Source organism: Candidatus Aquicultor sp. (genome assembly GCA_036504445.1).
GTDB lineage: Bacteria > Actinomycetota > Aquicultoria > Aquicultorales > Aquicultoraceae > DASXVE01.
This window is the reverse complement of the sequence record DASXVE010000024.1, coordinates 63,716-85,502: the sequence shown is the minus strand read 5'-3', so window position 1 is coordinate 85,502 and position 21,787 is coordinate 63,716. Positions and strand designations below refer to the sequence as shown.

The following is a 21,787-nucleotide window of genomic DNA, read 5'->3' as shown; positions in this document are numbered from 1 at the left end:
TTATAAAAATACAACACCACTAAAACATGGATAATTATCTTAGTTTTGCTGTCGACCTGGCGCTTAACGCAGGTCGGCTTATAAAAAGACTATCGAGAGAACGCCATACTATTACATACAAGGGCACTGTCGATCTGGTAACCGAGGCCGATCTTCAGTCTGAAGCCCTCATTGTCGACGGTATACGAAAGCGTTATCCCGACCACAGTATACTTGCCGAGGAAGAGGGCGCGATAGAGCCCGGCTCAGACTATCTCTGGATTATCGATCCAATCGATGGAACAACCAATTACGCGCATGGCTTCCCCGTTTACGCGGTTTCCATTGCTCTCGAGTTTAAAGGCGACCTCATGGTCGGCGTTATTTATGACCCCAACTTGGATGAGCTCTTCACCGCGCAGCAAGGCAAAGGCGCGTATCTTAACGGCAAACCGCTTCATGTATCCGATATCGATGACCTCAACAAAACACTCCTAGCCACCGGTTTCCCCTATAGTTTCAGAAATGACCCGGAGACTATTCTTGATTGTTTTCGCAAGTTCTCGCTCAGGGCGCAGGGGATTCGCAGAGCGGGCGCGGCCACAATCGACCTGGTTGGGGTAGCCAGCGGTCGCTTTGACGGCTATTGGGAGTATGGCTTAAAGCCGTGGGATATGGCGGCCGGCGGCCTTATTGCTCTTGAAGCCGGCGCCAGGATTACGCAACTTAACGGTGAGCCGTTCGATATCAGATCACCTCAAATACTTGCCACAAACGGTCGCATCCACGACCAGATGCTCGAAATCATTGCTGAATGCAGTAAGTAATTAAAATTCGTTCATTTTATTGAGGATGCGGATGAGCTCTTCCTGCTCATCTGGGGTAAGGCGTGACACGTACGGCGCCATAATAGCCCGATGCGCCTCTTTAGAGCGCTCTACAATATCCCGGCCCTTATCGGTTAAATGCAACCTGGTCGCCCTGCGGTCGTTTGTGCAGGGTGTGCGGGTGACGAAACCTGAATCGACCATTTTATCAACGGTTACCGTTGCGGTCGGCTGGCTGATGCCCACATTAGCCGCAAAGGTCGATATATCGCAGCCTTCGTTTGCGGAGAGGATACGAAGCGCCTGGTGCTCGGCACGGCTAATCCCCAAAATCTTGCTTACGTGCTGCGGGCGAGATTTACGAAGGACGCTTAAGAGCCCATCCAGTATTTCATCGGTATGTCGGTCAATAATTTGCATCTTGCATTTCCCCTAATACTTAGATAAACTAAGTATAACATTACTTAGATAAGCTAAGTATATCATGGTTCTGAAAATTGTCCATAAGTAACAATATATAGCTTGTAGTGGCACTATTATTATCGACAATTTGCAGAAAAGCTTGAAAATATATATAGAACCTATATATTATAGAATTACTAAGCTATAGAAAATCTAAGTAAACCGAGCGAATGAATACAAGAAAAACCGCTTTGTAGCACAGAGAGAACCTAAGTTTAAGCACTTTTTTCATAATGGGAAGTTTGAGAGGAGACAAAGATGGCATTCAACGATCGTTTCTTAAAGGCATGCAGGCGCGAGCCGGTCGATGCTACACCCGTGTGGCTTATGCGTCAAGCTGGTAGGTACATGCCGGAGTACCGGGCAATTCGCGAGAAGTACGGCTTCTTAACGATGTGTAAAACGCCTGATATCGCTGCGGAAATTACGCTGCAGCCGGTCAACGCGCTCGGTGTTGATGCGGCGATTCTCTTTGCCGATATCCTGCTGCCGCTCGAAGGCATGGGCATCGGCTTTGAATTCGCTAAAGGCGAGGGCCCGGTTATTCATAACCCGATTCGCACGAAGGCCGATGTCGACAAGATTCAGGTTATCGACGCCGAAGAGGCGACCGGTTATGTTGCCGAAGCGATAAAGATAGTGCGGCGCGAGCTTGAGGGGCGCGTTCCCCTTATCGGTTTCTCGGGCGCACCGTTTACCCTGGCAAGCTACATTGTCGAGGGTGGGGGTTCGCGTGATTACCGCTACACCAAAGCCCTGATGTACAGCAACCCGGCGGCGTGGCACGAGCTTATGGATAAACTCTGCGAGGTAGTAACCCGCTATCTGCGCATGCAGATAGCGGCCGGCGCACAGGCGGTCCAGATGTTCGATTCCTGGGTCGGCGCACTCGGACCGGCTGATTACAAAGAATTCGTTATGCCGTACAGTAAAAAAGTTATGGATAATCTGGCAGGCGAGGGCGTGCCGAGAATCCACTTTGCATACAACGCCTCCACCCTTCTCGAGTTGGTTAGAGAAGCCGGTGGCGACGTTATCGGTCTCGATTGGAGAATGGGTCTCGACGATGCCTGGGCTGAAGTCGGCTATGACAAAGCCGTGCAAGGCAACATCGACCCGATGGTTCTCTTTGGCCCTGTCGACTACATCGAGAAACGCGTGAAAGACGTACTCGACCGCGCGGCGGGTCGCCCGGGCCACATTTTTAACCTGGGTCACGGAATCCACAAGGAAACCCCGGTTGAGCATGCAAAAGCAATGGTAGATGCGGTGCATCGTCTCAGCCAGAAATAAGTCTTTAGGAGAAGTATTGTGTCAGCACAAGCTGCAAGAACAGCGAGGCAGGTGGCGATAGATGAGCGGTAACAAAATAGGCGTTATGGTTATGGCGTTTGGCGGCCCGGATTCACTGAGTGCGGTCGGCCCGTTCATGGAACGGCTCATGAAGGGCAGAAAGCCCGGCCCCGAGCTTATCGAGCGTGTAAAAGATAAATACCAGATTATCGGTGGCAAGTCGCCGCTTCCCGGGATTACAAAGAAGCAAGCGATAGCGCTCGAGGAAGAACTAAACCGCACATGTGTTGAGCATGGGCAGTTTGCCGCTTATGTCGGTATGCGCTACTGGCACCCCTTTATCGAAGAGGCAATCGAGCAGATGGCGACAGATGGGATTACCCGTGCGTTTGCAATCAGTATGTCGCCGCACGATTCTCGCGTGAGCACCGGTGCGTATCGTGAGGAGATCGAGCGCGTTCTCGCTGAAAAGAATCTTAATATCTCAATTGAGATGATTCGGGGAATGTATAACAACCCGATCTTTGTCGACGCGGTTGTGGAAAAGATTACCGAAGCGCTGAATAGAATTCCCGAGGATGCGCGCGACGATGTGCAGGTAATCTTTAGCGCCCACAGCTTGCCGGTTGCCTATATCGATGGCGGTGACCCGTACGTCGATGAAATTAACGAGACCATCCGGGAAGTCCTGAGGAAAACAGGGTCGCCCAACTGGCGAATTGCGTATCAGAGTAAAGGAAGCATTCCCGGTGAGTGGCTGGGGCCGATGATGGAGGATGTGCTTGCGGAAATTGCCGCTGAAGGGCATAAACGCGTGCTCGTCGTACCGATCGGTTTTGCAGCGGACCATGTTGAGACACTGTGGGACCTCGATATCCTGCACAAAGGCCAAGCTGAGGACCTCGGATTACTATATGAGCGCTCCGGTGCGCTCAACGATTCACCCCGGTTTATGGAGGCGCTCGCACAGATGGTATGCACAGCACTTCGTAATTAGCGCATTTTGTTTGGTTGAGCGTGTTAGTTTAAGAGATATTTAGTGCACCCCTGAGAGGGAAACATACAGCCTATACGGTTTTAGGAGGAATTATCATGAAAAAGGTGGCAATTGTCGGTGGAGGGGTAACTGGTTTAGCAGCAGCCTACTCCATAAGTAAGGCCATCGATGCCGGGGCCGATCTCGATTACATCGTCCTCGAAAAAGACCAGAGGTTTGGCGGCAAGATCATGACCGTGCGCACCGATGACGGGTATGTCATCGAAGGCGGCCCGGATTGCTTCGTCTCAACAAAACCACAAATATTTGAGCTCGCCAAGCAGCTCGGTTTCGAGGAGCGTTTCATTTGCAGCAACGATGAGCTTAAAAAAACCTACATTCTCGCCGACAAGAAGCTTCGCGAAATGCCCGACGGTTTGATGATGATGGTTCCGACCAAAATTCTGCCGTTTATAACAACCGATCTGTTTACCTGGCCCGGCAAGATACGTATGGCCATGGACCTTGTTATCCCGAAGAAGAAAGAGCCCGGCGACGAGACACTGGCGAGTTTCGTAACCCGTCGTCTCGGGCGAGAAGCGCTCGATAGGATTGCGGAGCCGCTTGTTGCAGGCATTCATGCCGGTGACCCGGACACGATGAGCCTCGAGGCTACCTTCCCGAATTTTCTCGAGATGGAGCAAAACTACGGAAGCATGATTCGCGGTATGCTTGCCAGCCGTAAAGCGCAGATGAGCGCCAGCAAGAAAGCGCAAGCTGATGCACCGTCCGACAAACCCCGTCCCAAACGCACGTTTTTCATGACGTTTAAAGGCGGGATGCTTGACCTGATCGATGTGTTAGTAAAAGCACTCGATAAAGATAAAATCGTAAAAGGCGCCGAGGTAAAGTCGATCGACGAGGTGAAGGGCGCAAACGGGCAGACCAGCTATAAGCTTATCATGGCGGATGGCGCGACCATCGAAGCGGATGCGGTAATTCTCGCCTCACCGGCGAACAGCTCCGGCAATCTTGTTCGCAGTGTCGATTCACAGATGGCCGATGTACTTACCGAGATCCCGCAGGTATCATCGGCAACCGTTACTATGGCGTTCCGCACAAAAGATCTCAAGCACGACTTGAAAGGCTTCGGCTTTGTCGTACCTTCGGTCGAGGGGCGAAATATTATGGCCACAACCTGGAGTTCAAGCAAGTGGAGCTATAGAGCGCCCGATGGTGAGCATGCGATTATACGCGCGTTTGTCGGTGGCGCCAAAGCACAAGAAAAAGCTTTTATGTCGGATGATGAGATGAAAGCGGCCGTACGCGCCGAGCTAAAAGATATCCTTGGTATCGACGCCGAGCCGATTCATACCTGGATATTCCGCTGGCCCAATGGAATGCCGCAATACACCACAGGCCACATGGATAGGGTGAATAAAATCGATGAACGGATGGCCGAACATCCCGGCTTATACCTGGCGGGCGGCTCGTACCGTGGCGTTGGTGTGCCCGATTGTGTTGCTTCCGGTACGAAATCCGCTGAATCAGCTGTTCTGTACCTTGCAGGTGTTGCCGAACCGGCTGTGGTATAAAGGGCAATTAACCTTACCAAATCCAATAACCTCAAGCGATAGAGCCTGGGAATGTAAACCCAGGCTCTATCGCTCGCTGGAACCCATCCAAAATACCAAAAGAAAAGACGATCCGCAGAGTTGTAAACTTTTAGCAAAGCGGTAATTATAGACCCCGGCATATATGCATTTTCATTAGAAATATACTATAATTCATTGTGTAGCCGTACAAACGTAATAATACGGCAATCCAGTTTTAAGCATACAGAAGAGGGGGGCTTAATAAGCCACCCTTCTTTAATTTAGGAGGAATTATGCCTTCAATTAAGGTTCTAATAATAGATGACTACGCGCTGCTAAGGGCGGCTCTGAGGATGGTACTTGGTTCTGAAGAAGATATTTCAGTTGTCGGCGAAACGTTTGTAGGTGATGAAGCATGCAGTATTATTAGAGAACGAATGCCAGATGTAGCGTTTCTAAATCTGCTAAAGCCAAGTATTGAAGCATCTAATATCATCAGAAAAGCCAGGAAGAGCAGTACCGGTACGCGTTTCATCGCATTTGTCGATGGCGATTCCCTGGAGGCACGCCGTGCCTTCTTTGACCTTAAGATAGCCGGTTTGTTACAGATTGATTCGGGTCCCGAAGAGATAAAGCTTGCGGTGAGAAATGTCTTCAAGGGCGGCACCTACGTCGACTCGCGGGTAGCGCAGCTGCTATTTGACAAGATGGTCATCAGGAAAGATAATGTGTTGTCCGCACGGCAAATACAAGTCTTAAAGATGATCGCCGATGGTTTTACCAATAAACGGATTTCCGCCGAACTCGGGATCAGCCAGGATACTGTAAAAACGCATGTGCGTGTTATCTTGAAGAAACTTAATGCCGCCGATAGGGCGCAAGCCGTAGCCAAGGCGTACGATCTGGACATCCTCACAACCAACGCCTGCTAATTCAAATAGCCCAACGGATCTACCGGATTTCCGTTTTGTCTGACCTCGAAGTGAACGTGTGGGCCCGTTGAGAGGCCTGTAGAGCCCGATATCGCGATTCCCTGGCCTTTGGCTACAACTTGTCCTACGCCAACGAGAAGGCTAGAATTATGGCCGTAGAGGGTCGAGATGCCGCCGCCATGGTCGATAATGACCGCGTTTCCGTATCCGCCATACCAGCCGGCCATAATTACCGTTCCGCCTTGCGCTGCGCCCACAGTGGTACCGTATGGGGCCCCCAAGTCGACACCTGAATGGAAGCGGGCATAACCCAGCACCGGATGCATGCGCCAGCCAAAGCCCGATGTGATCGGTGCGCTAACCGGCCACATAAGGCCGCCTCCAGATGCCCTATAGCCCCGTGAAACCGCAATTCTTCCACCGCGCTCGAGGGCGCGAATCTGGCTGGCGATATCATTCGACGTCGACATCAACAGATCTTCAGCTTTTGCCAATTGCGTTTTGTTTCGTTGCACGCGCGCTAGAATCTGTTGTTGCCGTTTGCGCTCGCGATTGAAGAGATCCTGACGCCCCGCTACCCGGTTCTTTACCGCATGCAGGTGGTTCTCTTCGTCCACAAGAACGAGCCGTTTCTTACCGATTACTCTTTTCTGATCGGCAATCTGGTCGAGATTTTTAAGGATGCCTTGGCGGGTTTGCTTCATATCGGCGACAAGCCTGGCGTCATTTTCAGCGATTTTTGCAATGAGGGCTGAGCGTTCAAGAAGATCGCCAAAATTGCGTGCGTTAAGAACGAGCTCGATGATGCTTTTCTTACCGCCTTTATAAATACCTTTCAGCCGCTTATTGTAAATCTCTCGCTTATATGCAAGCTGGCGCTCGGCAATCGAAAGCTCTTGCTGAGTCTTCTGAAGCCTAGCCTGCATTGCGGCCAGTTCGGCTTCCGTGCGATGGCGATTAGTAGATATGCTCTTGATATCTTTCTTAAGGTCGGCTATCTCTTTTTGAAGTTTGTTAATTATGCGATCGTTGGCTTGAATCTCTTTGAGAACATCAGCCTTTTTGCGGTCGGCAGTTTGCTGCGCCTTTTTAGTGGCCTCGATCTTAGCTTTAACGTTCTTAAGTTCGCTCCGCTTGCTGTCAAGCTGCGACGCGAAAGCCGTCGAGGACAGGAGACTCAGCGCTAGTACGGCAATTATGAAAACTCTTGTTCTGTAAGGTGTTAAAAAAGGTACCATGCAGGTTCAAAATTTAACCATGCTAAGGTCGTTTAGTCAACCAACTAAGCGTCTGTAATTATTTGCTATGGCTTAGTACCTGGGGGTATTGAGCGAAAATATTTTTTCCGCCATACGGTTGATTCTAGGCCCTTACCGCTTTGTTCAATGCCCCGTGCGGTAGCATGGCAAGCGCCTTTGAAGCTACTTGAATATCAACCACTCATTGCCCTTACCGCGGGTAGTATAAACGAGGTGGTACTCGCCCGATAGTTTTGTGCCATGGAGCGCAATTTTGAGGCTTGACGACTTCTTCTGCACGACTTCAAAGGTACCGCTATCCCAGATTGCAACTGTGCCGGCGCCGTATTGGCCCTCAGGAATGGTGCCCGCAAAATCGATATAGCTTATCGGATGATCCTCGACCGCAACCGCCAGGCGTTTAACGCCTTTCTCACTTGAGACCCCTTTTGGTACGGCCCAGCTCTTAAGCACTATGGGCCCGGTCGGCTCATCCGATGTAAGATAATCGGCCGGAAGTTCAAGCCGAAAATCGAAGTGATGGTGGCTTGCGTTATGTTCCTGTACGACAAAACGCCGCCGCCATTCCGCCCCTTGCTCGGCAGGTGGTTCGGGCGTTTTGTCAAAAGAACGCTTTTCCTTGTACTCTTCTAACGCCATGTTGACATTATACACACAGAACCGCCCGCATACCACCGCTGCATCGGCTGCAAGAATCACACCGCATTGCTGCTATGTTTGACCGGTTGCGGGGAACAATCACCTATAAGAACCGTGTGGGAGGATTAAATATGCGCGTTGTGGTAACCGGTGATGTCCTTACTGAAGATGTTGTTCATGAGTTTAACGAGCATGACGTCGTAATCGATCGAAGGCCCGAATCGCTCACTGAGAACGAGCTTAGGGAAGCGATATGTGATGCGGACGGCTATATCCATGGCGGCAGTGAAACGGTGACTGAGCGCGTAATTGACGCCGCCGGAACGCTCAAGGCGATTATATTCTGGGGCGCTCATCCGGATGCGTTCTTTAGCAGAGGTGCGCTCGAGAGCATCGCCGAACAGGGTATCACGCTCGAGACGACCGGCACATGCGGCGGAGCCCCCGAAGATGCTGTCCGGCAGAGTGAAACCGCGTTCGAATTAATGATCCAGGTATTAAGCGAGCAATCAACCACGGCGTAAAGTGACATGCGGGCGGCTGTCCCAGCATACTCAAACTGCGTGGTATACTTGATATGCGGTAGCCCGCATAGTAATCGGTTTTTCTTATAGCTATTGCTACGATATAAATTAGCGGGGGAGATCACATGACGGATTCTGTTCAAGTTCTTGAAGAGTTGGTAAATGCGGCCGGCCCATCGGGTTTTGAGGGCGACGTGCGAGAGGTAATTAGACGCGAGCTTGAGCCGGTGGCACACATAGGAGTAGATAACCTCGGCAGCATCATTGCGCGCAAGCAGGGAGCAAGCGATAACCCGAAGATAATGCTCGCCGGCCATATGGACGAGGTTGGCTTGCTCGTCTCGCTTATCACGAAAGATGGCTATATCAAGTTCCAGCCGCTCGGCGGCTGGTGGGGCCAGGTCATGCTCTCACAGCGTGTGGTTGTCAAAGGCAGCAAAGGGGACGCACCGGGTGTCATTGGGTCTAAGCCCCCACATTTGCTCACGCTTAAAGAGCGGGAAAAGGTCGTCGAGATGAAAGATATGTTCATCGATATCGGTGCATCAAGCGATGAAGACGTCAAAGAGATGGGAATAAAGCCCGGCGACCCCATAGTCCCGGTGAGCCCGTTTACTAGGATGAAAAAAGCCAATATGCTCATGGGTAAAGCAATGGATGATAGGGTCGGTTGTGCGGTCTTCATCGAGATTATTAAGCGCTTAAACGGTATAGATCACCCCAATACCGTTTTTGGAGCCGGTACGGTTCAAGAAGAAGTCGGCTTGCGCGGTGCTAAAACCGCCGCAGATCTGGTTAACCCGGATGTCGCGTTTATTACCGAGGTATCGATTGCCGGAGACGTTCCCGGTGTGAATGAAAACGAGGCCCAGGCGAAGCTCGGTAAAGGGCCGGCTATTGTTGTACTTGACGGCAGTCTAATTCCGAATTTAAAACTGCGCGATTTAGTGGTTGAAGTCGCTGAGGAAAATAATATTCCATACCAGTTCCAGGCCGGGACGCGAGGGGGAACGGACGGCGGCCGGATACATCTGCACGGCACAGGTGTCCCCACGCTCGTAATAGGTGTCCCGACCAGGTATATACACAGTCACGTTAGCGTTATCGATTACAATGATTTAGAACATACTGTTGAGTTGCTAATCAAGACCATTCAGAAGCTCGACGTCAACACAGCGCGAGGCCTAAAGCCCTAATTAGTTTATAGAGAACGTTTTACGAGTAGAGTTTTTCTCGTAGCTTCATAAGCTCTTCGACTTCGTCTTTGTTGCGTATCTTAAGTAAATAGCAAAGTATGGAAGTTGGAGAGCCTTGAAGCACTCGTGATACTACGTTGTCGATAATCTCATTGGCAACAGCGGTTTGGCTCAGGGCAGGCGTATATGAATATGCCTTATACTTCCTGCTTTGGACGAGCAAGCCTTTTTGGGCAAGCGTATTCATGGCCGCCATGATTGTTGTGTACGGAACGTACCCTCGTTGCAGCAATTCCTCATGTACTTCGCGCACAGTAACGTTTTTCTCGCGCCATACAATTTGCATGACGTCGGCTTCAACCAAGCTGAGCCCATTGATCTCCGGTCGTTTTGCTTTCTTTGTTTTTTTCACTGCGGAACTCCCCTTTTAGTAACCCAGTGTTTTTATGGTCTTTGCATGATATTCCGTAGGTGCTAGTTGGTGAGAGCCCTAGCTCTACTAGAGATTAATACAGAAAAGTGGTGATTTCTTTATTATAGTACTGTAAAGTACAAGCGCAAGTAAAACTTACGGGTGAGGGGGTTAAAATAACCCCCTCACCCGATGCCATGCCGGAAGCCTTAAGACTTCGCTAGTTTGACAAGATCATCGCGCACGTAGTCAAGGTAAGCGAAGATTGTTTCTCGTATTCGGTTACACACGGGTTTGTTGATATCACCGTTTACCATAAGCGCCGAATAAGCACATCCACCACCGCAGAGAAGGGCAATATCACATGCCCTGCACTCATCTATGGTTAAGATCGTTCTGTTGCCCCACATGGCGGATGTTTTGGCGTTCATTTCCAATACAGGTATAAATTTTCCGATCGCAAAGGCCTCTCGACCTATACATTCAGTGCAGGCGTATATATAGCCATCGGGTCCGAATACCATGTTTTCGAGATTGTTAGCTTCGCAGTAATACGGCAACGGTAATTTGGGACGGCCCTCCTCGATCACTGCTCTGATATGTCTCAATGCTCTGAACATATTGAGCTTGTATGTTTCTTCAAGGCCTTGTTGGCCTTTAACTATAGAAAAGATCTGTTCAACAAGCTTGTCTTCGGGCATTGTGTGTGGGTACGCGCCGGTGCACGCATGGTCCTGGACGGGAGAGAGGTTGCACGTAAAGAGATCATTCTCAGGCCATTTACGTTCCACCATAAAGTCGAAAAGCTCAGGTAGAACATCTATGTTTTGAAAATCGATATTTACACGGGCTACCACTTTAATACCCGCGCTCAGCAGTAGTTCGATCGCCGAGCACACGGCGTCAAATGACCCGACATCGTTGGCGTTTTTTCGCCGCACATCGTGCATGCTTTTCGGCCCATCCAGTGTGACTTGTACCGCACGTAGTATATCCGCATACTCGCGTAGTAGATCGATAAACTGGTCCATATGCGTTCCGTTGGTCGTAATTGATACTTCTAGGGACCGGTACCGTGCCCCTTCGAGGACATCGCGAACAATATTGCTGGTTTTTGGAAGTAAAGGTTCCCCGCCAAAGAGCTGGACGAAATGTTCGTGATTTGCGTAGCGCTCACGTAGTTCATCGATCGCGGCAAAAGCGCACGCCAAATCTTTATCACTCATAAAAAGCCGGTTGGTGGAGGGAAGCTCGCCTTCAAAGCAATACGTACACCGTAAATTGCAGCTGTACGTAGGACAAATCACAAACGAAAGCTGCCTCCCTCGTTGTTCATAGAGGTTAGCAATACGTTCGAACAGGGCCTGCTCAACATGGTCGCCGTCAACTAAATACCCGCGTTGTTGTAACTTTGCGACGATTTGCACATCGACATAGTGAGTATCGCTCGTGCCATATTTTGTTAAATAGTCGTATACATCTGAATTGACGATGTCGATTGCGCCCGTAATGGAATTGATAAGGAGAAACGAACCGCCGTTGATTTTGTAATACAGAATTCGGTTGCTTGTTTTCATACTTACCTCATCTGCTGCTCGTTCTTATCTACCACCAGAAGTAATTCTCGTATTACAAACACAGATAGAAACAGCAAAGCGGTCCGGGATCGTCATTTGCGACTATCTCCATTGAATCCCAGAGGACGGTATCGTCGTTAAGCGATTTCATAAGCCACCTCCCCTCACGTATGGCCGAGCACGAACTGTATTAAATCGTTTAACTGCAAATAGTATTGCTGAGCGTGTTGCAATGGTGTTGCTAACGAATCACTACAAACCAATTGAAAGCAAAAAACCCTATTGTGAGCTGGAGGTACACAAGCAAGAAGAACGCGAATCCCTTAAGTATTTTTGCAAGGAGTTTTGATTGTTTTGCAACTACGCGACCGGTAATATATTTTACTCTTTGCTCAAGTAATGATTTCTTATACAGGAAACCGCGTGTTAAAGCAGGGTTAAGCGAAGTTGTAGCCATACCGGCTTTTTGATAGAACAAGCCGACATCAATAAGCGTATTGGCAACCGCCTGAGGTGTGGAGCCGGTCGCAGCAAGAGCGATAGCATCGCACGCCTTTTCCTTCTCACGCTCAAGCAGCTTGTAGACGAAGTGGGCAATCGGATTAAAGTATAAGCAATCGCGTAGGATAAGCCCTATCCAACCCGTTAAGTTATCGTTTCTCTTAACGTGGCCGAGTTCGTGGGCAAGCATAATTTTCAGTTGCTCATCGGGGAATGTATTAAGCATTTCTTGTGATAACACAATCGTCGGGCGTTTATGCCCCACGCTAAAGGGGGCAAACTCGCACATATCAACAACAACCAGCTTGGGCTGCGCTACACCTATTGTATTTGCAAGTTCACCAAGCATCTCATACACGCGCGGATACTTAGTTTTGCTAAGCTCCGGACTCTGTTTGAACTTGTCGAAGAACAAGAACAACTGCATCCATCGAACGACCAAGAACAGCAACACGATAAGCAAAGCAATACCGGTCAATAATGCAAACAATGACGTGTCATAAGCTAACGCTTTAGTTTCTTTTACCGGTAATACGATAAGATTTAAGGGGTCAGGAAACCTAATGCTTCGCTGATAGAAACCGTGGTTCAGGTGTGTGGTCGACATCGTGAACGGATCTAACATGACGATGAACGGCTTCAACAGGGGCACAAAGAGAAAAAAGAATCGCGTCGCCGGGTTTTTTACCCGAAAGATTGTAAGGAGAAAAAATACGAGAAGGAGCATAGCGCCCGCATCGAGGATCGATTGGATACCTTGATTAAACAACAACGACTGGAAGTGTGACACGGCGCGCTCCTTTGCTCGTTCTATTCGCTTAGCTGTTTCTTAAGCTCTAAGAGCTTCTCAACATCATCCTCTTTCTTGAGTTTTAACAGATGCGAGATAAGCGGGGTGGAAGTACCGCCGAGGATTCTACTGACGACCGTATCGACGATGTTCTTAGCCATTGCATCTCTGGTGACTGCGGCCGAGTAGACATACGCCTTGCCGTCACGGTTTTGCTTGAGCAAACCTTTCTGGGCCATATTGTTCATGGCAGCCATGACGGTTGTATATGGAATGTAACCCTCCTCAAGCATGGTTTCGTGTACTTCGCGCACGGTAATCTTTTTGTGCTCCCAGACGATGTTCATCACATCTGCTTCAAGGGTGCTCAGGCCGTTAATGCCGAGCTTCTTGGAACGCTTTCTTGTCTTTGGTTCTCTCTCCACGTTGTTCTCCTCTCCAAACATAATAATGGTTAAAGTGTATTGATTTACCAGCAAATAGTCAACCTTTTGGGTACTCTTAACAAGTATTTAACAGTCACCGCGCTGTTTATCAATACATTCCTGAAGGACGATATCTCTATAGTAACACGGGTGTTACAAACTGTTAATCTAAATCTTTCAACAATAAAACAGACCCAGGCTTATTTGCGAACCGTTCGAGCACGTTTCTTGCAAGAGCACAAGGTACAGTTTAATATATGTTTATTACTAGTAACTTGTGTGCTGATTGATCGGCTGTAAAGGAGAATAACCATGCACGTATACAGATGTCGTATTTGCGGCGATCCATACGTAGGCGCTACTAAACCAAGCCACTGTCCTTTTTGTGGCGCGCCGGAGAATTATATAATCTTTGCCAAAGACTGGGGCGACAGCGATGCCCGCTTTACGATATCCGAGGTTTCGCGTGCGAATCTCGAGCATGCGTTGATGCTCGAGACGAACAACGCTCTGTTCTATCGCTGCGCGTTTGAGATATCCATGGGTGTCGAGTTGAGCGAGATGTTTAGAGCGCTGGCGAAAGTCGAAGCGGAGCATGCCTCGGTTATCCGCAAGATCCTCGATTTGGTGAAGCCGACTGAAGAAGAGGATACGCGGGGACGTTGCCAGGCGATCGATCCGGCAAACGTAAATGAAGCACACGATAGGGAAACTCGGGCCATTGGGTTCTACGAACGCGCCGCCGAGGTTGCCGTTGAGCCCCGGGTAAAAGAAGTCTTTGCCGCACTTGTTGAGGTAGAGAAGACCCACCTTGAGTTGATCGGTTCGGTTAAAAATACGTTTAACAGTCCGGTAATATAGAGGGTAAAAGAACTAATAGAATCGATAGCAACGGGCGCCGGAGTAGAAGCTGGCGCCCGGTCTTTTTTATACGACTTTAAACGGTTTTTGCCTGGTAGCGGTGGGGCGTATGAAACGGATGCGGTTACCGCCCTCGGCCTTCGCTTCATACATCGCTGTATCTACGAGGGTGAGTAGGTTTCGCGCGTCGAGGACGTGATGGTTTGTGTGCGGCACGATGCCGATACTGGCTTCAACATGTCTATCGTTGAGCTCTCGCAAGATGCGGTGGCCGACTTTAAGTGCCTGATGTTTGGTGGCGTCGGGCAGGATAATCGCAAACTCGTCGCCACCATACCTGAAGGCCAAATCGACTTTATCCCGGACGCATGACTGAACAACCCGGCCGACCATTTGCAGTATCTTGTCCCCGACGAGGTGACCGTCACGGTCGTTAATCATCTTGAATTTATCGATATCAAAAAGCAAGACAAAGAACGGCGAATCCTGGCGGCATGCCCTGACAATCGCTTCCTCAAGCTTACAGAAGAGGTGACGCTGGTTATACAGACCGGTCAAGCTATCGGTTATTGAGAGTTCTTCGAGCTCGCACGTGCGTTTCTTAACCTCTGCCTCGAGGTGCTCGGCATAATCCTGCGTTTTCTGTTGCAACGATATGATCTCCGAGAAAGCCCGGTAGCTCAGGCTGGTAACCAGAACGACGTAAATTGCGCCAAACAGCAATACCATACTGACGATAACTCGCTGGTTAATCAGGTCGAGATTCGCGAATAGCGTGTACTCAAAGAAAGCATATCCGAAGATGAAAAAGCCGATGAGCAGGCTCATTACTCTCCAGTAGCGTCCAAAGAACCTCTCTGGAATCAGATCGGTGCATCGCTTACATCTGTATGCCGCATATAGCAATATGAAAATACTGATTGCTACAATAATCTCTATCACGACGAAATCCTTTTACGTGCGCTCATTGCCCTCGTATACTCAGAATCCTCGAGCTGGTTCTTCTCGTTAATAGACATGATTTCACCGCTATCTATAAGCTCAATAAAGTGCTTAATAACCTCCGGGTCGAATTGCGTGCCCGCGTTATCCATAAGTTCATTGCGGGCAGACAGCGTTGTCCGGGCTCTACGATATGGGCGGCATGAAGTTATCGCATCAAACGTATCGGCAACGGCAAGAATTCGTGATTCAAGCGGTATCTCATCGGCTTGCAGACCATCAGCATACCCGCTACCATCGTAGCGCTCGTGGTGGTGTAAAATTATGCGGGCGATATCCTTGAGCGCGGGTACGTGCTCAAGGATCTGAAACGCAATAAACGGATGCTGTTTAATGCGTTCATACTCGTCACTTGTCAGGCGCTCGGGTTTGTTCAAGATTTCTTCATTAACCCCGATCTTGCCGATATCGTGCAAGAGCGCCGCCGTCTCGAGATCTTTAATTCTGCTTGCCGAAAGCCTCATTTTGCGCGCGATTGCGGTGGCGTAGTTCGCCACGTTTTCCGAGTGTCCCCTCGTATAGCTATCTTTTGCCTCAATTGCTTGCACAAAGGCCTTGACCGTATCGATGTATAAACACTCAAGCTCGTTAAAGAGGTAATTGTTATACATCGCCGTCGAAGCCTGGCCGCTGATAGTCGAGAGCAATTGCAGGTCGTTATAGCTGAAGTTCTTATGAGAGAGCGACAGTACGCCAATGAGACCGAAGAGACGGCCGTTATACTGTAGCGGGGTGAAGATTCCCGACCGAATCGGCCCGAGGTCGAAATGCCGTTTCTTGTATCGTTCATCGAAGAGCACCGGCTCTTTTGTCGTGATAATCTGCTTTGCGATACCGCTGTTGCTTGAGCCGATACAATGCCTTAAATCTTTATCTATGTTTTCCGCGGCGCCGACGGAGAGCTTGTGCGTCTTATCGTTATAGAGCAGCACGATACCGGCGTTCGCACCTGATATTTGCATGGCGAAGTCAAGCGCAAAATGTGATATTTTATTGGGTTGCAAAAGAGAACTCAGCGCCTCGCCCGAGCGATATAACGTGCTGAAATCCATAGCCGAGTGCTTGGTGGATTCGAACAGCAGTACGTTTTCGATACCGATAGCAATTTGGTTGCACAAGCGTTCGATAAACCCGATATCGTCACCGTTCAATTTATCATTCTTCGTGTAGCCGAGATTGATCGTACCGATAACCCGGTTTTTCGTGATGAGCGGGACGCTTACATGTGCTACGCAGTCCGGAGCCACAGCCCTAAAGTCGGCAAGCTCTGCGTGTGCATTAAAATCGGTCTCTATAACCGGTTTTAACGTAAGCAGCGCTTTGCCGAAGAGCGGCTCATAGGACGCAACCGATTGTTCTGAAATCAGTGTTTTATCGATACCCGAAGTCGCGTTAATCCGCAGCTTGATATTATGGAATACGTCGCACTCGATGCATTCAGCGATTTTATCCTCAAAGCTGTCACTGGTAGAGTTCCGGCAATGGGTGCGGTTGAGCGTCCAGCACTCGAGGTTTACTGATTTATATGCCGGGCAACTGGTTTTGTCACAGGATTCAAGCTCCCAGCAGTGTGAAAGTGAGGCGTCGTCAATAAGGGCAATCGTTACGTAGCGCGCATCGCAGGCAGATGATAACGTTTGCGTTGCGCGGTCGAGCATCTCATCCATACCGGTGCTTGAGCTGAGTATCTCGGCTATCTCGATGTATGCTTTGATTTCTTCAATTTTCTGCTCGGTTTGCTCGTTTGCTCTCGCCAGCATGCCTTCCTGTACGCCGACCTTGTTTTTCAGTAAGCCGTTGATCTGTGTCATGCTTTGCTCGGAAGACTGAATTGTACTTGCCAGCGAGTTAAATGCTTCGACAAGCTGTGCGAATTCACGCGGAAGAGCTGCTTCAATGCGTTTATTCCTGTTGCCTTCGGCGAATTCCCGGGTGGCATTGCTTAGCTCACGGGCTACTCCTCGCACATGGCGCATTAATCCGTAGTTTGAGCCGATTCCTATAAGCACTAAGAGCATGGTCGAGATTCCGAGGATAAACCCATATGTTTGGAATTGGTCCTTGGCCTCTCCTTCGTGCTTCCTTGCTTCACCTGAAGCCATCTGTGCGGTTTTTGAGAGATGCAGCGAAGTATTATAGAGTAACACATCGATTTTGCTTTTCAAGAGACGCCTAGCTTTTTCATCGTTTTCATCAGAGGCATCTTTAAGCTCTAATAGCGAGGTGCGAAGTCGTTGAAAGTCCTTTTGAACAAGGGTAAAGGATCTTCTGCATTCTGGACAGTCGCTGCTTGCGGTGAGGTCGATTACGTCTTGTCGAACGACGGTGAGGTCGGTGAGGAGACCGTAAAATATGCCTATACCCGGGGCATCAAAGAAGCGGTCTATCTTGCCATCGAGTGCCTGGAATGCGGCTGTTTCGTGTTGGATTTTCGCTACTTTCGCCAACCCGGTTACGACTTTTTCCGCGTTTAGCTCGTATTGGTAACGTGCGACAGCACCGAATAAGCCAGTCGTGATGATGAGAACGGCTATTATGACGCCTATTATCGTTGTTCTTGCTCTTATAGATATAGTTTTCAACCTAAGTGCTGTCCTTAGTATGATTGCTCGTACTAGGTTGTATCGGCATTTAGCAGAAAGGGTTTAGCCTGCATTTCATAGGAAATTCGTAAGTTTTCAACGATATCTTCATACCTTCTTCACAAGTACTATGTAGACTAGTAGTTGTGGGTTTGTCCGTAGCCCAAAGCGCATTGTGATCGAAATGGCCCCGAGTTACGTTGGTTATTCCAGCAAGCCCTAGACCCGGGGCCATTTCCTTCTTCAGTGTATTATAGTGTTTGCCGAAATGTACTATAGTAGTCTTGAGACCGTATATTTATGGATTTCGAAACATATTGGCGGACAGAAGGTGTAGCGATAGATGAAAAAACAGACCATTTTGGTGGTCGACGACGAAAAACAGATTGTCGAGCTTATCTCGGCGTATCTTGAGCGTGAGGGTTACCAGGTAATAAGCGCATATGATGGACGCGCTGCTTTGGAGCTGGCCGAGCGAGAAAAACCGGATTTGATTTTGCTCGACTTAATGCTGCCCGAGGTCAATGGATTTGAGGTATGCAGGCTTATTCGCAACGGTTCTCATGTGCCGATTATCATGTTGACCGCCCGGGATGAGGAAACAGATAAAGTGCTCTGCCTCGAAGTCGGAGCCGATGATTATATCACCAAACCGTTTAGCCCGCGCGAGGTGCTTGCCAGAGTGAGGGCCGTTCTGAGACGAAGCGTTCCCGAGCCGTCAAGTGCCGATCACCTGCAAATAGGGAAGCTCGAGATTGATTTGGCCAAACACGAAGTCACAAAAGAAGACGAGACGCTTCAACTTACACCAACAGAGTTCAAAATACTTGAAGCGATGGCCAAGAGCCCGGGCCGCGTATTCACACGGCTGCAGCTTATGGACTACGTGCAAGGTTATTCGTTTGAAGGCTACGAGCGCACAATCGATGCGCATATAAAAAACCTGCGTCAAAAAATCGAAGATAACCCGAAACAGCCGCTTTATATCGTGACTGTGTTTGGCGTTGGTTACCGGATGGAGGAAGGCGGCCATGCGTAGTCTGTCCGCCAAACTTACGATTATCTTTACGGCGATAGCGCTGGCGTCCATAACAGCCGTTTCGCTCATTATTAATTGGGCGATCGGGCGGCAGTTTAGCGCGTATCTCGGATACGGTCAGATGGAAGGTCCCGGCGAAATGCTAGTACCCCCAAGCCCCGGTCGTATGCTACTTCATCATGTGCTCGGCCCACTTGAGCAATCATTTTTGCAATCAGTGAATAAATGGATCTGGTTTGCCGGCTTACTTGCCGCGATAATTGCGGCGGTTATCGGGCTTTTATTTGCAAAGAGGATTACCGCTCCGCTTGCGGACCTGGCAAATGCCGCAAAGAAAATATCGCACGGCGATCTCGCACACCGCGTTACCATAAAAACCGACGATGAGATCGGTGATGTCGCAAAGTCGTTTAATTCTATGGCCAAGAGCATTGAGAAAAATAATGAACTCAGACAGCGTTTGCTCGCCGATATCGTGCACGAGATAAAAACCCCGCTCACCGTGGTGCGCGGCAACCTCGAAGCCATGCTTGACGGGGTAATCGAGCCGACACCGAAGAAGATTGCGGCGTTGCATACCGAAACACTGCTGCTCTCACGGCTGCTCGACGACCTTCGCGACATGTCGCTTGCCGAGGCCGGGCAGCTCAAGCTCGAGATGAAGCGAGAGAACATCGGCTACGTGATCAGCCAAGTAGTCGAGATGTTTAAGCCCCGCTCCACAGAAGAGCATAAACATCTCGAGCTCGATTTACATGAAGATCTGCCTGTAGTTATGATCGACCGCGACCGGATCAGCCAGGTGCTTTATAACTTGATCGGGAATGCGTTCCAGTACACGACCGAGGGCGATACGATCAAGATACGGGCCACACTCGATACGACGCTTGCCGGTGGAGTCGATAACCCGACAATTCTGGTTGTCGTAGAAGACACCGGGGCCGGTATCGCTGAGAGCGATTTGCCCTATGTATTCGATCATTTTTACCGTGTCGATCAGTCGCGGGCACGGGTAAGCGGCGGTTCTGGAATCGGTTTGGCAATTGTAAAACACCTTGTCGAGGCACATGGTGGGCAAGTCTGGGCTAAAAGCGAGTTCGGTCGGGGAAGCACGTTTTACTTTGCACTGCCTACACCGGAAGCGGCCGGCGCAGATCATTCTGCGCCAAGCGTAAAACACGCCGTATAACGCTCCATCTCTCCCAAAAAAACCGGTATATTATGTATGCAGACACAAACACCAATGATTTGCTGAGCTTTTAATTCTCTTTGACGCAGGCTTAAGCAATAGGATTTACAGCAATTGGAGTAGCAATGTCATCTTCAGCAAGGAACACAGTTCAGCGCAAGGGCCTTCGCACATTCTTCGGGTTTCTGTTTACCGCATCTTGTATCATCACGCTTTTCTCTTATAGCGCGTATCTTTCAACATCGCTTGATACGGTTGAGCGCATCGGCGTGGCGGTATCACGCGGAACCGCCGACATTCAATCGCTGGCCGATCTCTACTATCCTGAGTTTGTTAAGCTTGCCGGCAGCGATCCCGAAGCCGAGCTTGTGCTGCCCGGACTCGGCTTGAGCCTCGGCGTAAAAGCAAAAGAAATCAACAATGTTTCCAGAGATAAAGCCGGCGATTTTGTAGCGGGCGCAATCATCAGGCGTATCTATAATGAAGGATTTTCCAACGTATACAATCTATCATCGTTGAGCGGTGCCGAGCAGAACAGCATTCAAAGCCTTGCCGGTATCGTCGATTCATTTGTGAACAAGCAATTTAACAGCAACATGCGTCTTATGTTTATTATCTCGGTGATTTTAGGACTCGTTTTTGCCGTACCGTTTTTCCTCATGAGCCCGGGCTTTAGAAAGTTTACCGGTTTTGGCACCGCTTTCATAATTGCCGGTCTACCCAGCACAATCCTCTGGTTTGTGCAGTCGCGCCTCGTAGCGGGTTTGGGGGCCGGGGATACGGCATCCGGGCTTTTAGATAGCGCTCTTGTACCTCTTATGGCCCACATGCGTGTACTGTATATATCCGTTTTGCTTTTGGGTGCGGTCTTGTATTTCGCCGGCATGTCAGGTATTTTTTTAACTAAGAGGCGAGCAAGCCTCACCACGAAGAGCACAGAGTAGCCAACTTGCTCGCAATGCGTCATGGTTTAGATGGCTACCACGTAACGTCAAGAAAGCGCAGCTTAAAACAATATTTGCAGTACGAATCGGAGCAACATGAGCGGTCACAGCCACGACGACGGTCACAGCGAAAAGAAACACAAGAAAAAAAGCATAGCCGACCGAATAAAGGCTTCTTCGCTTGCAATTATCGCGCTCACTATTGGGTTTTTGCAGGCGGCCTCTACATTTTACCTGCGTGAAATCTATAGTTTAAAGACGCTTATGCCGACGTCACCGCTCGGCAAAGCAGATATTTTGTTCAGTAAAAGCGATCTCCTCGTTTTAAATAAGCCGACGGCGGCGCGTATTATCATCGATTCGAATATCCTGCAGGCCGAACAGGCACGGCAGCTGGCGATCATTGCACTAGTTATCGCTATCGTCTATTTCGCGGGAAAGAACAACAAAGAGCGCGCATCGCTCTTTCTCTTTGTCGGAGGTCTTGCCGCCTTATCATCGGTAGTATTCCAATTCATGCTGCTTCACTGGCCTACGTCATTGCTTGCAAAAGACGTCATCGTGCTATTCCCCATGCCGGTAATCGTTCCAATCTACATACCGCTTCTCTTAAGCGCATTGGCGCTTGTCGGGGGCACATACCTCGTATTCAAAAAAGGCTAATTCCGGTTACCTTTCCGCATTTCGGGGAACTATTGTTTGCCGGTAAGCATTACCCTACCAACACGCTCTTTTAACCTTTATAATATGAGCTATGCTGGAACCGGAATTGTGCTACACACG

General features: G+C 49.4%; 21 protein-coding genes. 12 read left to right on the top strand and 9 right to left on the bottom strand.

The genetic code is table 11. From position 1 onward, the window contains the following. The first annotated feature begins 26 nt into the window (after positions 1-26). A complete protein-coding gene (locus tag VGK02_06505) occupies positions 27-806 on the top strand; it encodes an inositol monophosphatase family protein (GenBank protein ID HEY3374695.1) in 780 nt (259 codons plus the stop codon). Here the strand turns inward: VGK02_06505 and VGK02_06500 are convergent, their stop codons facing one another. Continuing rightward, on the bottom strand, positions 807-1,226 hold the full coding sequence (locus tag VGK02_06500; GenBank protein HEY3374694.1) for a MarR family transcriptional regulator: 420 nt from the start codon (positions 1,224-1,226) through the stop codon (positions 807-809). 300 nt (positions 1,227-1,526) lie between these two features. On the opposite strand from VGK02_06500, the gene hemE reads away from it, so the two are divergent. From hemE to VGK02_06480, 4 genes are all read left to right on the top strand, one after another. Next, positions 1,527-2,561, top strand: coding sequence for a uroporphyrinogen decarboxylase (gene hemE, locus VGK02_06495; protein ID HEY3374693.1), 1,035 nt, complete (start codon positions 1,527-1,529; stop codon positions 2,559-2,561). 61 nt (positions 2,562-2,622) lie between these two features. Continuing rightward, the gene (gene hemH / locus VGK02_06490) at positions 2,623-3,558 is read left to right on the top strand and encodes a ferrochelatase (GenBank protein HEY3374692.1); all 936 of its coding nucleotides are present in this window, start codon (positions 2,623-2,625) and stop codon (positions 3,556-3,558) included. Between the two features lie 95 nt (positions 3,559-3,653). Continuing rightward, the gene (gene hemG / locus VGK02_06485; protein HEY3374691.1) at positions 3,654-5,132 is read left to right on the top strand and encodes a protoporphyrinogen oxidase; all 1,479 of its coding nucleotides are present in this window, start codon (positions 3,654-3,656) and stop codon (positions 5,130-5,132) included. 293 nt (positions 5,133-5,425) lie between these two features. Continuing rightward, complete coding sequence (locus tag VGK02_06480; protein HEY3374690.1) at positions 5,426-6,064, top strand: response regulator transcription factor; 639 nt, start codon at positions 5,426-5,428, stop codon at positions 6,062-6,064. Here the strand turns inward: VGK02_06480 and VGK02_06475 are convergent. After that, positions 6,061-7,302, bottom strand: coding sequence for a peptidoglycan DD-metalloendopeptidase family protein (locus VGK02_06475; GenBank protein ID HEY3374689.1), 1,242 nt, complete (start codon positions 7,300-7,302; stop codon positions 6,061-6,063). The two genes, VGK02_06480 and VGK02_06475, sit on opposite strands and share 4 nt — an antisense overlap. 183 nt (positions 7,303-7,485) lie before the next feature. Next, positions 7,486-8,022 (bottom strand): DNA polymerase ligase N-terminal domain-containing protein, encoded by a 537-nt coding sequence (locus VGK02_06470; GenBank protein HEY3374688.1) that lies wholly within the window; start codon positions 8,020-8,022, stop codon positions 7,486-7,488. A 71-nt stretch (positions 8,023-8,093) separates the two neighbouring features. Between VGK02_06470 and VGK02_06465 the strand changes: the two genes are divergently transcribed. Together VGK02_06465 and VGK02_06460 are read left to right on the top strand one after the other, a co-directional pair. After that, positions 8,094-8,486, top strand: coding sequence for a hypothetical protein (locus VGK02_06465; protein ID HEY3374687.1), 393 nt, complete (start codon positions 8,094-8,096; stop codon positions 8,484-8,486). Positions 8,487-8,611: 125 nt separating this feature from the next. After that, positions 8,612-9,682: a M42 family metallopeptidase gene (locus tag VGK02_06460; protein ID HEY3374686.1), complete on the top strand. Its 1,071-nt coding sequence runs from the start codon at positions 8,612-8,614 to the stop codon at positions 9,680-9,682. Between the two features lie 19 nt (positions 9,683-9,701). On the opposite strand, the gene VGK02_06455 is transcribed toward VGK02_06460, so the two are convergent. The 4 genes from VGK02_06455 to VGK02_06440 all read right to left on the bottom strand — a co-directional run bounded on the left by VGK02_06455 (position 9,702) and on the right by VGK02_06440 (position 13,387). Then, positions 9,702-10,094 carry a BlaI/MecI/CopY family transcriptional regulator gene (locus VGK02_06455; GenBank protein HEY3374685.1) on the bottom strand — a complete coding sequence of 131 codons (393 nt, stop codon included), beginning with the start codon at positions 10,092-10,094 and terminating at the stop codon, positions 9,702-9,704. A gap of 209 nt (positions 10,095-10,303) precedes the next feature. After that, entirely contained in the window at positions 10,304-11,671 is a 1,368-nt protein-coding gene (locus tag VGK02_06450; protein ID HEY3374684.1) for a radical SAM protein, read from the bottom strand. A 241-nt stretch (positions 11,672-11,912) separates the two neighbouring features. Continuing rightward, positions 11,913-12,962 carry a M56 family metallopeptidase gene (locus VGK02_06445; protein ID HEY3374683.1) on the bottom strand — a complete coding sequence of 350 codons (1,050 nt, stop codon included), beginning with the start codon at positions 12,960-12,962 and terminating at the stop codon, positions 11,913-11,915. 20 nt (positions 12,963-12,982) lie between these two features. After that, a complete protein-coding gene (locus tag VGK02_06440; GenBank protein ID HEY3374682.1) occupies positions 12,983-13,387 on the bottom strand; it encodes a BlaI/MecI/CopY family transcriptional regulator in 405 nt (134 codons plus the stop codon). Between the two features lie 312 nt (positions 13,388-13,699). Between VGK02_06440 and VGK02_06435 the strand changes: the two genes are divergently transcribed. Continuing rightward, positions 13,700-14,248, top strand: a complete 549-nt coding sequence (locus tag VGK02_06435; protein ID HEY3374681.1) for a ferritin family protein — start codon at positions 13,700-13,702, stop codon at positions 14,246-14,248. Positions 14,249-14,314: 66 nt separating this feature from the next. Here VGK02_06435 and VGK02_06430 read toward each other — a convergent pair whose 3' ends face one another. Further along, positions 14,315-15,190 carry a diguanylate cyclase gene (locus VGK02_06430; protein ID HEY3374680.1) on the bottom strand — a complete coding sequence of 292 codons (876 nt, stop codon included), beginning with the start codon at positions 15,188-15,190 and terminating at the stop codon, positions 14,315-14,317. Next, on the bottom strand, positions 15,187-17,832 hold the full coding sequence (locus VGK02_06425) for an HD domain-containing phosphohydrolase (GenBank protein ID HEY3374679.1): 2,646 nt from the start codon (positions 17,830-17,832) through the stop codon (positions 15,187-15,189). The genes VGK02_06430 and VGK02_06425 overlap by 4 nt, the downstream gene beginning before the upstream one ends. A gap of 343 nt (positions 17,833-18,175) precedes the next feature. Between VGK02_06425 and VGK02_06420 the strand changes: the two genes are divergently transcribed. The 4 genes from VGK02_06420 (at position 18,176) to VGK02_06405 (ending at position 21,667) form a co-directional block, all read left to right on the top strand. After that, complete coding sequence (locus VGK02_06420) at positions 18,176-18,871, top strand: response regulator transcription factor (GenBank protein ID HEY3374678.1); 696 nt, start codon at positions 18,176-18,178, stop codon at positions 18,869-18,871. Further along, entirely contained in the window at positions 18,864-20,060 is a 1,197-nt protein-coding gene (locus VGK02_06415; protein HEY3374677.1) for an ATP-binding protein, read from the top strand. The genes VGK02_06420 and VGK02_06415 overlap by 8 nt, the downstream gene beginning before the upstream one ends. Positions 20,061-20,185: 125 nt before the next feature. Beyond that, a complete protein-coding gene (locus VGK02_06410; GenBank protein HEY3374676.1) occupies positions 20,186-21,004 on the top strand; it encodes a hypothetical protein in 819 nt (272 codons plus the stop codon). A 96-nt stretch (positions 21,005-21,100) separates the two neighbouring features. Further along, positions 21,101-21,667 (top strand): hypothetical protein, encoded by a 567-nt coding sequence (locus VGK02_06405; GenBank protein ID HEY3374675.1) that lies wholly within the window; start codon positions 21,101-21,103, stop codon positions 21,665-21,667. Positions 21,668-21,787: the final 120 nt, after the last annotated feature.

Coding starts and splice junctions, on each gene's coding strand:
- VGK02_06415 (HEY3374677.1), top strand. CDS start 18,864: ATGCGTAGTCTGTCCGCCAAACTTACGATTATCTTTACGGCGATAGCG.
- VGK02_06475 (HEY3374689.1), bottom strand. CDS start 7,302: ATGGTACCTTTTTTAACACCTTACAGAACAAGAGTTTTCATAATTGCC.
- VGK02_06405 (HEY3374675.1), top strand. CDS start 21,101: ATGAGCGGTCACAGCCACGACGACGGTCACAGCGAAAAGAAACACAAG.
- VGK02_06465 (HEY3374687.1), top strand. CDS start 8,094: ATGCGCGTTGTGGTAACCGGTGATGTCCTTACTGAAGATGTTGTTCAT.
- hemH (HEY3374692.1), top strand. CDS start 2,623: ATGAGCGGTAACAAAATAGGCGTTATGGTTATGGCGTTTGGCGGCCCG.
- VGK02_06505 (HEY3374695.1), top strand. CDS start 27: ATGGATAATTATCTTAGTTTTGCTGTCGACCTGGCGCTTAACGCAGGT.
- VGK02_06435 (HEY3374681.1), top strand. CDS start 13,700: ATGCACGTATACAGATGTCGTATTTGCGGCGATCCATACGTAGGCGCT.
- VGK02_06460 (HEY3374686.1), top strand. CDS start 8,612: ATGACGGATTCTGTTCAAGTTCTTGAAGAGTTGGTAAATGCGGCCGGC.
- hemE (HEY3374693.1), top strand. CDS start 1,527: ATGGCATTCAACGATCGTTTCTTAAAGGCATGCAGGCGCGAGCCGGTC.
- VGK02_06480 (HEY3374690.1), top strand. CDS start 5,426: ATGCCTTCAATTAAGGTTCTAATAATAGATGACTACGCGCTGCTAAGG.
- hemG (HEY3374691.1), top strand. CDS start 3,654: ATGAAAAAGGTGGCAATTGTCGGTGGAGGGGTAACTGGTTTAGCAGCA.
- VGK02_06500 (HEY3374694.1), bottom strand. CDS start 1,226: ATGCAAATTATTGACCGACATACCGATGAAATACTGGATGGGCTCTTA.
- VGK02_06450 (HEY3374684.1), bottom strand. CDS start 11,671: ATGAAAACAAGCAACCGAATTCTGTATTACAAAATCAACGGCGGTTCG.
- VGK02_06410 (HEY3374676.1), top strand. CDS start 20,186: ATGTCATCTTCAGCAAGGAACACAGTTCAGCGCAAGGGCCTTCGCACA.
- VGK02_06420 (HEY3374678.1), top strand. CDS start 18,176: ATGAAAAAACAGACCATTTTGGTGGTCGACGACGAAAAACAGATTGTC.